This is a genomic window from Rhodococcus sp. OK611 (genome assembly GCF_003050885.1).
Taxonomy (GTDB): domain Bacteria; phylum Actinomycetota; class Actinomycetes; order Mycobacteriales; family Mycobacteriaceae; genus Rhodococcus_G; species Rhodococcus_G oryzae.
Window position 1 is genome coordinate 219,372 of record NZ_QAOZ01000007.1, and the last position, 14,567, is coordinate 233,938.

At 71.3% G+C, this 14,567-nt stretch carries 7 protein-coding genes and 1 tRNA gene; 3 read left to right on the top strand and 5 right to left on the bottom strand.

The window, feature by feature from the left end; genetic code table 11:
- Positions 1 to 26 precede the first annotated feature (26 nt).
- The 4 genes from acpS to C8K38_RS11045 all read right to left on the bottom strand — a co-directional run bounded on the left by acpS (position 27) and on the right by C8K38_RS11045 (position 12,024).
- Positions 27 to 443 (bottom strand): holo-ACP synthase AcpS, encoded by a 417-nt coding sequence (gene acpS, locus C8K38_RS11030; protein ID WP_077042191.1) that lies wholly within the window; start codon positions 441 to 443, stop codon positions 27 to 29.
- On the bottom strand, positions 443 to 9,745 hold the full coding sequence (locus C8K38_RS11035; protein WP_097211497.1) for a type I polyketide synthase: 9,303 nt from the start codon (positions 9,743 to 9,745) through the stop codon (positions 443 to 445). The genes acpS and C8K38_RS11035 overlap by 1 nt, the downstream gene beginning before the upstream one ends.
- Before the next feature lie 354 nt (positions 9,746 to 10,099).
- Positions 10,100 to 10,450: a hypothetical protein gene (locus tag C8K38_RS11040; protein ID WP_097211498.1), complete on the bottom strand. Its 351-nt coding sequence runs from the start codon at positions 10,448 to 10,450 to the stop codon at positions 10,100 to 10,102.
- Positions 10,451 to 10,524: 74 nt separating this feature from the next.
- A complete protein-coding gene (locus C8K38_RS11045) occupies positions 10,525 to 12,024 on the bottom strand; it encodes an MFS transporter (RefSeq protein ID WP_373560246.1) in 1,500 nt (499 codons plus the stop codon).
- 142 nt (positions 12,025 to 12,166) lie between these two features.
- Here C8K38_RS11045 and C8K38_RS11050 point away from each other — a divergent pair, with 142 nt between their 5' ends.
- From C8K38_RS11050 to C8K38_RS11060, 3 genes are all read left to right on the top strand, one after another.
- Positions 12,167 to 12,793: a TetR/AcrR family transcriptional regulator gene (locus C8K38_RS11050; RefSeq protein WP_097211500.1), complete on the top strand. Its 627-nt coding sequence runs from the start codon at positions 12,167 to 12,169 to the stop codon at positions 12,791 to 12,793.
- 13 nt (positions 12,794 to 12,806) lie between these two features.
- Positions 12,807 to 12,891 (top strand) — tRNA-Leu (locus C8K38_RS11055).
- A 93-nt stretch (positions 12,892 to 12,984) separates the two neighbouring features.
- A complete protein-coding gene (locus C8K38_RS11060; protein WP_097211501.1) occupies positions 12,985 to 13,332 on the top strand; it encodes a VOC family protein in 348 nt (115 codons plus the stop codon).
- A gap of 31 nt (positions 13,333 to 13,363) precedes the next feature.
- Here C8K38_RS11060 and C8K38_RS11065 read toward each other — a convergent pair whose 3' ends face one another.
- Positions 13,364 to 14,506 (bottom strand): epoxide hydrolase family protein, encoded by a 1,143-nt coding sequence (locus tag C8K38_RS11065; RefSeq protein ID WP_097211502.1) that lies wholly within the window; start codon positions 14,504 to 14,506, stop codon positions 13,364 to 13,366.
- Positions 14,507 to 14,567 lie beyond the last annotated feature (61 nt).

Below are 14,567 nucleotides of genomic sequence, written 5' to 3' on the forward strand. Positions count from 1 at the left end.
GGCCTCGTCAATCCGTCGTCCGTTCGCTAGTCGGCGACCGGCACCACCAGGTCGGGCTCCTCGATGACGACCATGGCGCCCGCCATGTCGCCGTCGTGGGTCAGCGACAGGTGGATGATCGCGCCGGGCAGGAACTCCGCGGCCTCGTCGTGCAGCTTGATGCTCGGCCTGCCCCACGCGTCGTTGACCACCTCGATCTGCGCGTAGGCGTTGTCACCCACTGACGGCGGCCGGGCGAACCGGGACGACGCCCATGCCTTGATCACCGCCTCCTTCGCCGCCCAGCGCACCGCGTAGTGGCGGGCCGGGTCGGGGCTCTTGGACTCCGCGTAGCGGCGCTCCCCCGGCCGGAAGCTGGACAGCATGGCCGTTCCCGGACGGTTCATCTGCTCCGCGAACTCGGTGACGGTGACCAGGTCGTATCCGATTCCCAGAATGGCCATCACTGGCACCCCGGCAATCCGGATCGGTAGACGTCGTCGGCGCCGAGCCGGGCCTGCTCGTGCAGCAGCATGTCCGCCTCGAGCTGACGAGCCGCCTTCGCGGGCACTGCATCCCCGCCGAAGCGACGGTCCGCGGGCCGCTCGTACAGGTCCGCTCCCCCGCACATCGCCGACGCGAGTCGACGCTGCCCGGCGATCGTGCGCTCCTGAGCCTTCGCCAGGTAGTCCGCACGCGCGGCCGCCGGGATCGACTCGACGAACGCCTGCGGGTGCACCACCGCGATCAGGCCGGACACGTGACCGAAGCCGAGGCTGGTCAGCAGGCCCGCCCGGAGCGGGAGCCGCTCGCCGAAGCGAAGCGGTTCACGCGGCCAGACCAGGTGCGAGAACTCGGTCATCTTCTCGTCCACGCAGTCCAGGCTGCGGTTCGGCGGGATGACGCCCTTGGCGAGCACCTGGCACAGGCCGATCAGCTGGAACGCCGCGGCGCCGCCCTTCGCGTGCCCGGTCAGGCTCTTCTGCGAGACCACGAACAGCGGGGCCCCCGCGCTGCGACCCAGCGCCGCCCCGAGCCGCTCGTGCAGCTCGGCCTCATTCGGATCGTTTGCGGCCGTGGAGGTGTCGTGCTTGGACACCACGGAGATGTCGTCGGCGGTGACACCGAGCGCGTTGAGCGAGAGCGCCAGCTGCGAGTCCTGGCCGCCGCGTCCGGCACCGAGCGCGCCGATTCCGGGGGCCGGGATCGAGGTGTGCACGCCGTCGGCGAACGAGCCCGCCCACGCCACCACACCGAGCACCGGCAGTCCCATCTCCAGCGCCAGGTCTCCCCTGGCCAGCAGGATGGTGCCGCCGCCCGCGGACTCGACGAAGCCGCCGCGACGACGATCGTTGGCGCGGGAGAACCGACGCTCGTCGATCCCCTTGGCCAGCATGTCCTCGGACTTCGCCGTCGCGGACATGTCGCCGAAGCCGACGATGCCCTCGATGCCGAGGTCGTCGAAGCCGCCTGCGACCACCAGCTGCGCCTTGCCGAGGCGGATCTTGTCGACGCCCTCCTCGACCGAGACCGCCGCCGTGGCGCACGCCGCGACCGGGTGCACCATCGCGCCGTAGCCGCCGACATAGGACTGGACCACGTGCGCCGCGATGACGTTCGGCAGGGCCTCCTGCAGGATGTCGTTCGCGCGGGACTCGCCCAGCAGGGTGTCGATGTAGAGCGAGCGCATGGACGTCATGCCGCCCATGCCGGTGCCCTGGGTGTTCGCCACCGCGGAGGGGTGCACCCAGCGCAGCAGCTCCGAGGGGGTGAAGCCGCCGGTGAGGAACGCGTCCACCGTGGTGACCAGGTTCCACAGGCCCACCCGGTCCACCGATCCGGCCATGTCCGCGGGGATGCCCCACTTGGTGACGTCGAAACCGGTGGGGATCTGGCCGCCGACGGTGCGGGTCAACTTCGCCTTGCGGGGCACCCGGATCTCGGTGCCGGCCCTGCGGGTGACCTGCCAGTCGCCGCTGTCCGGCACGGCCGCCGCGACCGTGTGCTCCGGATCGGAGTCGACGAAGGCCCTGGCCTCCGCCTCGCTGCCGACCACGAACGTGAGGTCCTTGTCGAGGAACACGGAGGTGAGCAGCGGGGCCGTGTTGTCGACCATGGCGCCCTCGTCCCCGTAGGTGCGGATGCCGCACCGCTCGACGACGGTGTCGTGGTAACGGTCCGCGATCTCCGCCTCGGGCACGAGTTCACCGGTCTCGGTGTCGTACCAGCCCGCGACCGGGTCGCTCTCCCAGGTGACCAGACCGGTGTTCCATGCCAGCTCGAGAACGCCTGCCGCGGAGAGCTGCTCGTCGACCTCCATCTCGAAGCGGGTGCGGGACGAGCCGTAGGGTCCGAGCTCACCGGCACCGACGATCACCACCAGGTCGGACGGGGCGACGTCCAACTCGGGCCACGACGGCGCGGCCGGGGCGTCCCCGATCCGCGGCGGCGCGGGCAGCGCGTCGACGGTGTCGGCCGTGTCCTCCTCGGGCTCGTCGGCCGCCGCCTTCTCGGCGTCGGCCGCCTCGCGGGCGAGGGCCACCAGGTCGAGGTCGACCTCCGCCAGGCCGCCGGTCAGGTCCAGCTGGACCGGCGCGGTGACGGCCGCGGTGACGGTCTCCTGCGTGCAGGCCGCCAGCAACTGCTCGGCCATCTCGTCGGTGGACCAGGTGCGCACGCCCTTGGCCTCGACGGCCTCGACCATCGGGTCGTTGCCGCCCATCAGCCCGGTGCCGCGCACCCAGCCGATCAGCGCGTGCACGAGGGTGACCCGCTCGGCCCAGGTCCGCTCCGCGTTCCACCGCATGACCACCGCGTCGAGCGCGGCCTTCGACTCGCCGTAGGCACCGTCGCCACCGAACAGACCCCGGTTCGGGGAGCCCGGCAGCACCACGTGCAGGTGGGTGTCGACGTCGCGGTCGTAGCCGATCTTCGACAGCCCGCCGATCAGCCGCTCGACCGACCACAGCAGGACCCGCATCTCCATCTCGGCGCGGGCCCCCGCGTCGGAGAGCTCGCCGCCGACCCGGGGCGCGGCGAACGGGAAGAGCATCGTCGGGGTGACGGCCTCCTTGACCAGCTTCTTGGCTCCGCCTGCGGTCTCCGTCTGCTCCTCGCCGATCCAGGAGATCAGCGCGTCGACGTCCGCGTAGGACGCCATGTTGGCGGGCACCACCCAGAGGGCTGCGCCGGCACGGGCGTTGGCGCGGTACAGCTTCCGGTAGAAGCCGAGCCGCTCGGAGTCCAGGCGCGAGGTGGTCACGAAGACCGTCGCGCCGCCGCGCAGCAGGCCACCCGCGACCGAGGCAGCGATGGAGCCCTTGCTTGCTCCGGTCACGACGGCAACCTGATCGGACCAGACGCCGGGCTCGTCGTCGGTGACGGCGGCCGCCGCGGCGATGTCGGCGTAGACCTGGACGAGTTCCTCACGGCCCTCGGCCTCGGCCCGCTGACGCCACCAGTCGGCATGCGCGGCCACGGCACTGCCCGCGCCGGTGAAGTCCGCCTCGGTCACGGAGACCACGGTCGCGTGGTCGCCGATCCACAGCCGGGCCAGGTCCTCGCGGGCGGTCGCCCACCGGTCGTCGATCAGGACGGCCTTGCGTGCGTCGAAGGCCGGCGCGACCAGACGCGGCCAGTCCGAGCCCAGCTCGGTGGACACCAGGTCCACCAGCGCGGAGTCGGTGTCGGCGGGGCCGGAGGTGACCTCGTCGGACAGTCCGAGCTGCTCGAGCACCAGCCGGGCCGCGGAGGCCAGCACGCCGTTGCGGCCGGTGATGTGCTCGGTGAACTCGCCGAGCGCGGCGGCGTCCACGGTGCCGCCTGCCCCGCCACCGGTGGCGGGCAGCGACACGGCGACGCCCCGACGGGAGGCGACGGACTGGACGGCGGCGTCGATCACCGCGTCCACCGCGGCGCCGTCGGCGAGGGCGCCCTCGTGCAGGCCGCCGAGCGCCCCGCCTCGAACGCTCGACCCGTCACGGGTGCCGAGCGCCACCTCGGCGGTGACGTGGCTGGCCCAGCCGGATCCGAGCTCCCACACCTTCGCGACCCGCTCCGCGATGGCGGCGGGGCGACGGCCCGAGGGCCCGAACACCTTGCGCAGGTGGTCGTTCACCGAGTCGGTGAGCACCGGGCCGAACGGCTTGTAGGTGCGCGCCAGCTTGTTGACGGTGACCGCGAGCGAGCCCATGTCGGCATCCGCCGCGCCGTCGATGGCGCCGAGGGACAGCTCCGCGCCGAGGTCGACGAGCAGCTGGTTGCGGCGCGAGGACACACCGTCGCAGAGCGCCTCGATGGTGTCGACGGGGCCGATCTGGTCGGGACGCAGCTTGGTCCACAGCCCGATGAGCACGGCGGTGGCGTCCGAGGCCGAGAACGCGATGTCGTCGGGGCGCGGGCCGCCGGTGGCCGCCGCCGGGGCGGCGACGGGTGCGGGCGCGGCCGCGGCTGCGGGCGCTGCGGTCTCGGCCACGGGGGCCTCGGGCTCGTCGTCCTCGACGGGCGCCGGGTCGGTGTCGGTCGAGAAGACGATGCCCGCCTCGCGCTCGATGTTGAGCACCTCGACCGGGTTGCCGAAACGACCGGGCAGCTTGAGGGTCTGCGAGGCCAGGTTCGCCACGGTGGGCACCGCGCCGAGACCGATCTCGACGAAGCGCTCGACCCCGAGGCCGCCGTCGGCCTCGTCGCCGAAGAGCAGGTCCTGCGTCTCGATCCACCGGACCGGGCTGGCGAACTGCCAGGCCAGCAGCTCGGCGAGCACCACGCGGGTCAGTGCGGACGGGTCGGCGGCGTGCGCGTCGAAGTCGGCGAGCACCGCGGCCAGCTGCTCCGAGGGCACCAGGTCGGCGATCTCCTGCACGAACTCACGCTCGAGCGAGAAGGGCTTCGGCACCAGGTTCGGGATGTACCGCCCGATCAGGATCGCGGGATCGATCTCCTGCGGCAGCAGCGCGAGCAGCCGTTCGCGGAAGTCGTCCACGCCGCCGCGCAGCACGGTGGAGTGGAACGGCACGTCGATGCCGGGGATCTGGATGTAGGCCCGCTTGCCACCGAAAGCCTCACGGCGGGTGTCGATCTCGACCTCGAGCGCGTCCAGACCGGCAACGGTGCCCGCGATCGCGTACTGCGAGCCACGCAGGTTCAGGTTCACGATCTCGAGGAACTCACCGGTCTCCGAGGCGACGCCGGCCACGAACTCCGCGAGGTCCTCGTCGGCGACGCCGATCTGCGACGGCCGGATCGCGGCCAGGCGGTAGTTCGAGCGGCCCGCCTCGTCGCGGGGCACAAGGGCGTGCATCGCGGACCCGCGCTGGAACACGACCTCGAGCACTGCCTCGAGCGGCAGCACGCCTGCGACCGCCGCGAGCGCGTTGTACTCGCCGACGGAGTGGCCGGCCAGCAGCGAGTCCTCCACGAAGGCGCCGGACTCGCGCAGCTCCGCCACCTGGGCGACGCCCAGCACGGCCATCGCGACCTGGGTGAACTGGGTCAGGTGCAGCACGCCGTCGGGGTGCTTGTGGGTGACCCCGCGCGCCTTGAGGACGGTCGGGTTGTCGCGGACCACGGCCAGGATCGAGAAGCCGAGCGCCTCGCGGGTGTGCTTGTCGGCGCGGTCCCAGATCTCCCGCGCGGCCTTGGACCGGGCGCGGGCGTCGAGGCCCATGCCGGGGCGCTGGATGCCCTGGCCGGGGAAGGCGTACACGGTCTTCGGCGCGGCGGTGCGGCCGGAGGCGACCATCACCAGGTCGCCGTCCACCCGGCAGCCGACCTCGATGACCTCGGCGCCGCCGTCGTAGGCGATGCGGTCGACGCGGACGTCGATCTCGGCGCCGGGTCGGACCATGCCGAGGAAGCGGGCGGTCCACGCGGTCAGCCTGCGCGGCGGCACGACCGCCGACGGATCGATGGCGGTGACGACCTGCTGGGCGGCGGCGGAGAGCCACATGCCGTGCACGATCGGGCTGCCGAGCCCGGCGAGCAGCGCGGCCGCGTCGGAGGTGTGGATCGGGTTGTGATCGCCCGAGACGCCCGCGAAGGCGCCCATGTGCCGCGGCGCGACGATCGTGGCCTGGCGGCGACGACGGCGCGGGGTGTCGGTGACCGCATCGGTCAGCGAGCCGCCGGCCCTGGCCGGGTCGGCCAGCTCGCCGGCACCGGTGCGGCCGCGGATCGCGAAGCGCTCCACCAGCTTTGCGAAGGTCGGCGCGGCGGTGCCGTGCTCGCGCATGGCCCCCACCTCGACGTGCACCTCGACGACGCGACCCATGTCGGTGTCGACGACGGCGACGGACTCGGCCTTCACGGTGAGCACGCTGGTCTCGGTCGGGATCGCCCCGACGAGGTCAACGGCGTGGTCGAGGTGGACCAGGTCGAGCATGCCCTCGATGACGTGCGCGCCCTCTGCCGTGGTGGCGGCGCCGAGCACCGCGAACACGGCGGGCCAGCAGGCACCGACGACGACGTCCGGCACCGCGCTGGTGCCGATGGCGAGCGACTCGGGCAACCCGGCGCCGGTGACGCCCGCGTGGTCGGCGACCCGGTCGGGCACCCAGGCGAGGTTGACGCGCGCCGCACCGTTCTTGACGGCGGGCAGGTCCTGGCCTGCCGCGACCCCGAGCAGCGCCGACATGGCGGCCTCGGCGTCCGCCGCGGTCACCACCGGGGCGCCGCCGTCACGGGTCGAGGCGGGCACGGTGATCCGGATCCGCACGGCGCGGTCGGCGAGCAGCGGAACGGTCAGCTCGGCGTGCTCGGCGTCCACCGCGTTCAGGATGGCGCCGGTCCGGGCGTGGGTGGCGCTGTCGCCGTCGACCGTCCAGTCGGCGAGGTCGCCGAGACGGTGCACGGGGTTGCGGGTCAGGCGCGAGGCCCACAGGACGTCGGGCGCGGACAGCACGACACCGAGCAGACCGCGGGCCGTGGCCGCGTGCCTGCGGCTCGCGACGGCGGTCGGCGCGGCACCCGCGGCCAGCAGCTCATCGGTGGTGGCCCGCTCGAAGCGGTCGAGCAGGTCGCCGACGGGCTCGTCCACCTCGGTGATACCGGCGACGGCAACGGTGCCCGGGATGATGCACACCTGGTCGGCGGTGTAGCGCGGGTCGTGTGCCTGCCACAGGGAATCCGAACGCCACCAGCGACGGACGTCCTTGTCGATGACCGGCACGAAGTTGACCGGCTTGCCCGGGGTCTTGCACAGGGCGGTGAAGAACGGCACGTCGGCCGGGTGCAGCACGACCGATCCCGCGTCCGGGTAGGCGGCCTTGAGGGCGCACAGCGCGGCCTCGGGGCGCTCGAGGACCAGCTCGTCGTTGAACAGGGTCCGGATCGGGCCGCGGTCGTTGCGGTGCAGCCGGGCCTCGGCGCGGCGCAGCATCTCGGCGAAGCGGTCGCGCCAGGTGCCGTCGAGCCAGACCGACTCGGTCGCGTCGGCGTATGCCTCCGCCCAGTCGGTGCCGCAGTCGAACGTCTTGGCCGAGTCGATCCCGACGGCCAGCTCCAGGTAGCGGCGCAGCCAGCGCTCGTAGGTCATGGTGGCGACGTCGCCGAAGTACGGCTTGGCCGTGATGTCGAGCGCGGCGATGATCTCGTCGCGGCGCTGGGCGACGGCGTCGGCGTCACCGGCGACCTCGTCGAGCAGGCGGCCGGTGCGCGAGGCGGCGTTGTCGATCTCGTGGATGTCGGCGCCGAGCTGGCTGCGGCCGGAGGCCATGCCGCCGGTCGCGGTGCCCGCCCCGACCCAGTCGGGGGTGCCGGGGGTGTCCACCAGCAGCTGCTTCACGTCGGGGGCGGTGGTGGCCTCGAGCGTCGCCATGGCGGCGGTGCCCACGAGGATGCCGTCGACCGGCATCGCCGGGTAGCCGGCCTCGGTGGACCAGCGTCCGGTCAGGTAGTCGGCGGCCCGCTCAGGGGTGCCGATGCCGCCGCCGACGCAGATCACCAGGTTCGGCCGGGCACGCAGCTCGGCGTAGGTGGTGACGAGCAGGTCGTCGAGGTCCTCCCAGGAGTGGTGTCCGCCTGCCTTGCCGCCCTCGATGTGCACGATCACCGGGAAGTCGGGGACCTCGTTGGCGATCCGGATGACCGAGCGGATCTGGGCGACCGTGCCGGGCTTGAACGCGACGTGGCCGATGCCGACCTCGGACAGCTCCTCGATCAGTGCGACGGCCTCGTCCAGCTCGGGGATCCCTGCCGTGACGATGACGCCGTCGATCGGGGCGCCCGCGGAGCGCGCCCGCTGCACCAGCCGCTTGCCGCCGAGCTGGAGCTTCCACAGGTACGGGTCCAGGAACAGCGAGTTGAACTGGACCGCGCGGCCCGGCTCGAGCAGGGTCTGCAGCTCGGCGACCCGGTCGGTGAAGATCTTCTCGGTGACCTGGCCGCCGCCGGCCAGCTCGGCCCAGTGGCCGGCGTTGGCCGCCGCGGCGACGATCTTCGCGTCGACGGTGGTCGGGGTCATGCCTGCGAGCAGGATCGGTGACCGCCCGGTCAGCCGGGTGAACGCGGTCTCGACGCCGACCTTGCCGTCGGGCAGCGACACCAGGGTCGGCTTGAACTCGCTCCAGGCCTTCGCCACCTCGGGCGCCGCGCCCGGGGTGATGAGGTGGCGCTGGCCCACGCGCGTGGACGCCGCGACGATGCCGACGCCGTGCCCGCGCAGCGAACCGGCCGTCATGCGGGTGAGCAGGTCGCCGGGGCCGAGGTCGAGGACCCAGGCCGCGCCCGCGTCGACCACGGAGTCCACGGCCGCGACCCAGTCGACGGGGTCGACGAGGCAGAGGCCGGCCAGCTTGCTGGCGAGCTCGGGGTCGAGTCCGCAACGGACGGCCCAGGCGCCGACCGTGTCGACGGCATCCGCGAGCGCCGGGTGGTGGAAGCCGATCTCCACCGCGAGCGGCTCGAAGACCGGCGAGAACACGGCGCCGCCGCGCTTCTTGGCGTCGCGCTCGCGCGCCTCGTCCTCGGCGATCTGCTCGGCTCGCTGCTGGACGCGGGCCAGCTGCGCCGGGGTGCCGGAGACCACGACGCGGCGACGGCCGTTGCGGATGGCCATCACGGCGGCGCGCTCGGCGTCGACGCCCGTGGCGACCTCGTCCACGATGGCCTGGATGCGATCCGGGTCCACATCGGAGATGGCGAGCATGGGGGCGCGCTCGGCGCCGCCGATGACGCCGCGGCGCCGGCCGACCAGGACCGCGGCCGCGCCGATCAGCTGCGCGATGGCCAGGAGGGAGCCGTCGGTGGCGCCGCCGTCGGCGACGGCCTGCACGCCGAGCATGCCCTGCGAGTGGCCGATCACGGCGACAGGCGCGTGCTGGGCGGGGTCGAGGCCCTGCAGGCGCAGCGACCGCAGGGCGGCGAGCTGCGCGAGGAAGACGCCGGGCAGAGACACCGAGGCGGAGGTGAGCGCCGCGGCCGAGGGACCGGCCGGGGTGACATCCTCATCCACGACGTCCTGCTCGAGGATCCAGCCGATGGGGTCGAAGCCCGCGGGCCGGACCACGAGCAGGTCCTGCGCGACGGGCGCGAGGAGGGCCGCCGCCTCGTTGACGAGGTCGGTCATGTCGGGTTCGAGGCCGTTGTCGCGGATCAGCTCCTCGAGGGGGGCCAGCCATGCCGCGCCCTGGCCGCCGAACGCGAGCGCGTACGGCTCACCGGCCACGAGCCGATCGCGCAGCGCGGACTTCGGAGACCCGGCGCGCGCAGAAATCCGCGACCCTCCGGTGCCGCTTCCCTTACCCACCGGCGTGCTCTCGTCGATCGTCACGATTGACTGTCCTCTCCTGGTCGATGCCCACCGAGATCTCGGGCCACACGCGGCCATCGGCAGGCCACGGACGGATCTTCGGGGACGCGATCAGGCTCGCACAGAATGGTGAGGATTTCCTCACGTTTGCGACCTGGACAAGCGTTCTACCAGGTAGTAGGCGTGACGCAGGTCACAAATCGGCTTCACAAGTGACTCGCGGGTAAGGAGAGAACGCGCTGGCCGGACCGAAAACGACCCGGCGCGAAACCTGAGGAACCCCTCATATTGATCGTTACCAACTCGTTATCAACGGCTCCGCCGCCCGTGCGTGAGTTGCACCCCGGTGGGGGTGAAAAGCGCGCACGGTTCCGACTACCCCGACAGCCCGCCGAGTCGCCGCGCGAGAGCCTGCGGATCGTCGACTCCGACCAAGAGCGCGGCGAACGACTGACCCGCGAGTTCGACCCGCACCGCCGGCTGCCCCCTGCGCACATCGACGAACTCGCGGCGCCCCCGCGATCGCCAGGTGCCGAGTTTGCGCCATCCTGGCACCCCCAACCCCGGCGCACGCATCCCGCGCGGTGCCGACAGCCCGTCCGGACACACGTCGACGGCGAGGATCGAACTCAACGGGACCTCGACGTCGCCGTGGAGCGCACCGATCTTCTCCAGCGTCGAAAGAGTCAGGTGGAGCGCGTTGTCGGTGACCTTGAGAGTTCCCATGCCGTCAGCTCTACCAAACGGGGCGTGGCCCCGACGCGCGACACCGCCGGAACCACACCACGTGACAGCAGCCCTCAGACCGGAATTGCGGCCTCCTGCTCGCTCGACTCCAGCTCCCCCGACGCCTCGACGAAGTCGCGGGACCGGATGAGCAGCAGCGTCGCGATCGCCGCCAGCGCCGCGGTAACCGAACCGATCAGCAGGATGCTGTCGAGCGCCTCCGCATATCCGGTACCCGCGGCCTGCGCCGCGAGCCCACGGAGTTCGGGCGGCAGCGAACCGATCGCCGACGCGGTACTGCCGCTGCTGACCGCGTCCGCGAACTCCCCTGCCCTGCCCGCGAGCGGACCCTCCGACAGGGCCGCTCGTACCGAGTCGTCCATCCGCGAGGCCAGCAGGCTGCCGAGGGCGGCGACGCCGGTCGCGATGCCGACCTGCCGGAACGTCGAGTTGATGCCCGAGGCCATGCCCGCGCGGTCCTGCTCGACGACGCCCACCGCGGTCGAGGCGAGCGGCGGGTTGATGAGCCCGGCCCCCGCTCCGGCGACGAGGAAGCCGGGGACGAACTGGGTCCAACTGGCCGCCGGGTCGACATCGCGCATCAGCCAGAGCCCGGCCGCGACCAAGACGAACCCGGGGCCGATCAACCAGCGCACCGGGACCACGTCGCTGAGCCGGCCTGCCACTCCCGCGGTCACGAAGATCGCAAGGGTCAACGGCAGGAACCGCAGCCCGGTCTCGACGGCCGAGTAGCCCTGGATGCCCTGCAGGAAGATGACCAGGTAGGTCAGCAGCGAGAACAACGAGGCGGAGATGGCCCACGCGGCGATCAAGCCGCCGCCGAAGGTCGGCACCCGCAGCAGGCTGAGGTCCAACATCGGAGCGGCCGAGGTCTTTTCGACGACGACGAAGGCCACGAGGAGGACCACGGAGGCAATCAGCGAACCGGCCACCGTGACCGACCCCCAGCCGTCGACGTGGCTGCGGATCAGCCCGAACACCAGCGCGCCCAGCGCGGCGCTGAACGTCACGCAGCCCGCCCAGTCCACCCGGTGCGCTGTCGGCGCCCGCGACTCGTCGACCCGCAGCAGCGTCACCGCCAGCGCGGCGATCCCGATCGGGAGGTTGACGAAGAAGATCCACCGCCACGACAGCCCGCTCGTGAGAGCTCCGCCGAGCACCGGGCCCACCGCCACCGCCACACCGGTGACGGCGCCGAACACGCCGAAGGCGACGCCCCGCTCGCGAGGCGCGAACGCGCCCGCCAGCAACGCGAGGGAAGTCGCGAACATGATCGCGCCGCCCACGCCCTGAACCGCCCGCGAGACGGACAGCAGCACCAGCGAGTTGGCCACCCCGCACAGCAGCGAACCGACGGTGAACACGACGAGGCCGACGGCGAAGACCAGCCGCCTGCCGTACTTGTCCGCGATCGTTCCCGCGGTGAGCAGGAAGGCCGCGAGGGTGAGCGCGTACGCGTCGATCACCCACTGCAGATCGGTGAGCGAGGCGCCGAATTCGCGCTGGATGTCGGGCAGCGCGACGTTCACGATCGTCACGTCGAGCAAGAGCATGAACACCCCTGTGCATACGGCAATTAGGGTCCACCATTTCCGAGCCATGACCCCACCCCTTTCCTGAGTGTGAACTCAAAAATAACATCATTTCTGAGTGTTGGCTCAATAATCTTTTCGCGCCCGGTAGGCTCGGCTCACCATGACCACCGCACCCGCCCCGCGCCGCGGCAGGCCACCCTCCGGCGGCCGCGAGGAGATCCTGTCCGCGACCCTTGCTGTACTGCGCGAACGCGGCGTCGCGAAGCTGACCACCCGCGAGGTCGCGAGACGGGCCGGGGTGTCCGAGGGCAGCATCTACTACCACTTCACGGACCGCTTCGGCCTGCTGCTGGCGGTGTTCGAGCGGGGCCTGCGCCCGCTGGCCGACCTCAATCAGCGGGGGTTCGCCGGGCCCGACCTGCGCGGCACCCTGGCCGGGTTCATGGCGGCGGTCGAGGCGTTCCTGGACCCGGCCGTGGATGTACTCACCGCGGCGCAGTCGGACGCCGACCTGCGCGAGGCGCTCGGCACACACATGCGGGACAACGACCTCGGCCCGCATCGCGGGATCACGATGTTGGGCGCCTACCTCGAGCAGCAGCAGCGCCTCGGCGTCGTGCGCGCCGACGTCGATCCGGAGACGGTCGCCTACACGCTTGTCAGCGGCTGTTTCATGCGCGCCTCACAGGAGCGGATGGTCGGTCACACGCTCGGCGTCGCCTCACGCGAGCAGCAGCTGGACCTGCTCATGACGCTGCTCGCGCCGACCGAGGACGCCGTGAAGTAGTCTGTTTCGGCACGCGCGAGTGGCGGAATTGGCAGACGCGCCAGGTTTAGGTCCTGGTGTCTCAGGACGTGGGGGTTCAAGTCCCCCCTCGCGCACCACCAGCAGTTCCACGAACTGCACACGACGAGGTCACGAACTCGGAAGAGTCCGTGACCTCGTTTCCGTCTTGTGCCGCGAACTAGGGTCAGAACATGATTCGTGGAGCGCATGTTGTCCTCTACAGCACCGACGCCGAGGCAGACCGGGCGTTCTTCCGCGACGTGCTCGACTATCCGTCCGTCGATGCCGGGCAGGGCTGGTTGATCTTCGCCCTTCCGCCGGCCGAGCTGGCCATACATCCAGCCGACGCCGATGGCGTGCACGAGCTGTTTCTGATGTGTGACGACGTCGAGGCGTTCGTTGAGCAGATGGCTGAACATGGTGTTGCATGCTCGGACCTGCGGCGCGAACGGTGGGGATTGATCACCCACCTCACGCTGCCCGGTGGCGGAGCACTCGGTGTGTATGAACCCACACATCCCTCGCCGCTGAACCCGTAGAGACCACTGCTTGACCACCGCGATTTCGTGTCTATTGGCGGTAGTCGCGGAACGCGGCGCGCAAGTCGTCGATGATCAGGTCGGGTTCTTCCATAGTCGCGAAGTGGCCGCCCCGGTCGAATTCGGTCCAGCGCACGATGTTGTGGTTCTGCTCTGCGATGCGGCGGACGGGGATGCCCAGGTCTTGCGGCAAAACGGCGACCGCGACCGGCACATCGGTCTCGGGTTCGGGTCCACCCCAGGTCGCGGCGCCTTCGTAGTAGTAGCGCGCCGACGAGCCCGCCGTGCCGTTGAGCCAATAGATCATGACGTTGGTCAGCATCGTGTCGCGGTCGACGGCGTCCTCTGGCACGTCTGTCGAGTCGGTCCAGTCCTTGAAGCGTTCGACGATCCATGCCAGTTGACCCACCGGCGAGTCGGCGAGCGCATAGGACAGGGTCTGCGGGCGGGTGGCCTGCAGCATCGCGTAGGCGCCGAGCTCGTACTGGGCGCGTTGCGCCAGCTGCAGGGCGCGCTTCTCGGCGGGATTGTCGAGGTCGGCCGTCTCGGGGGTGACGGTGGCCGAGGCGATCATCGTCACGTGCAGTGCCACGACGTGCTCGGGATCGATCACCGCCAGCTCTCGGGAGATGGCCGCGCCGGTGTCTTCGCCATGCGCGGCGTAGCGGTCGTAGCCGAGCCTGTGCATCAGCTGCACCCAGGCGTGCGCGGCCCGGGTGGTCGACCAGCCGACAGCAGGCCCGGACAACCCGAATCCAGGGATCGTCGGCACGACGACATGGAACGCGTCCTCGGCCCGCCCGCCGTGCGCGACCGGGTCGGTCAGCGGACCGATCACGTCGAGGAACTCGACGATCGATCCGGGCCAACCGTGGGTGAGGATCAGAGGCATGGCACCGGGTTCGGCCGACCGGACATGGATGAAATGCACGTCGTGGCCGTCGATCTCGGTGCGGAACTGCGGGAACGCGTTGAGCCGCGTCTCCTGCTCTCGCCAGTCGTAGGTGGTGCGCCAGTACCGCGCCAGCTCCTGGGTGTAGTCGAGCGGAATGCCCTGCGCCCAGCCGACTCCGGTGACGCCATCCGGCCAGCGGGTCTCGTCCAGTCGCCGATGCAAGTCGTCGAGCTGGGCTTGGGGGACATCGATACGGAAGGGAGTGATCTCTGCGCTCATGAGAATCACCGTACGGAGCGGCTAGGACAACTTTCGCCCTAGGTTTGCTGGAGAATGCGCG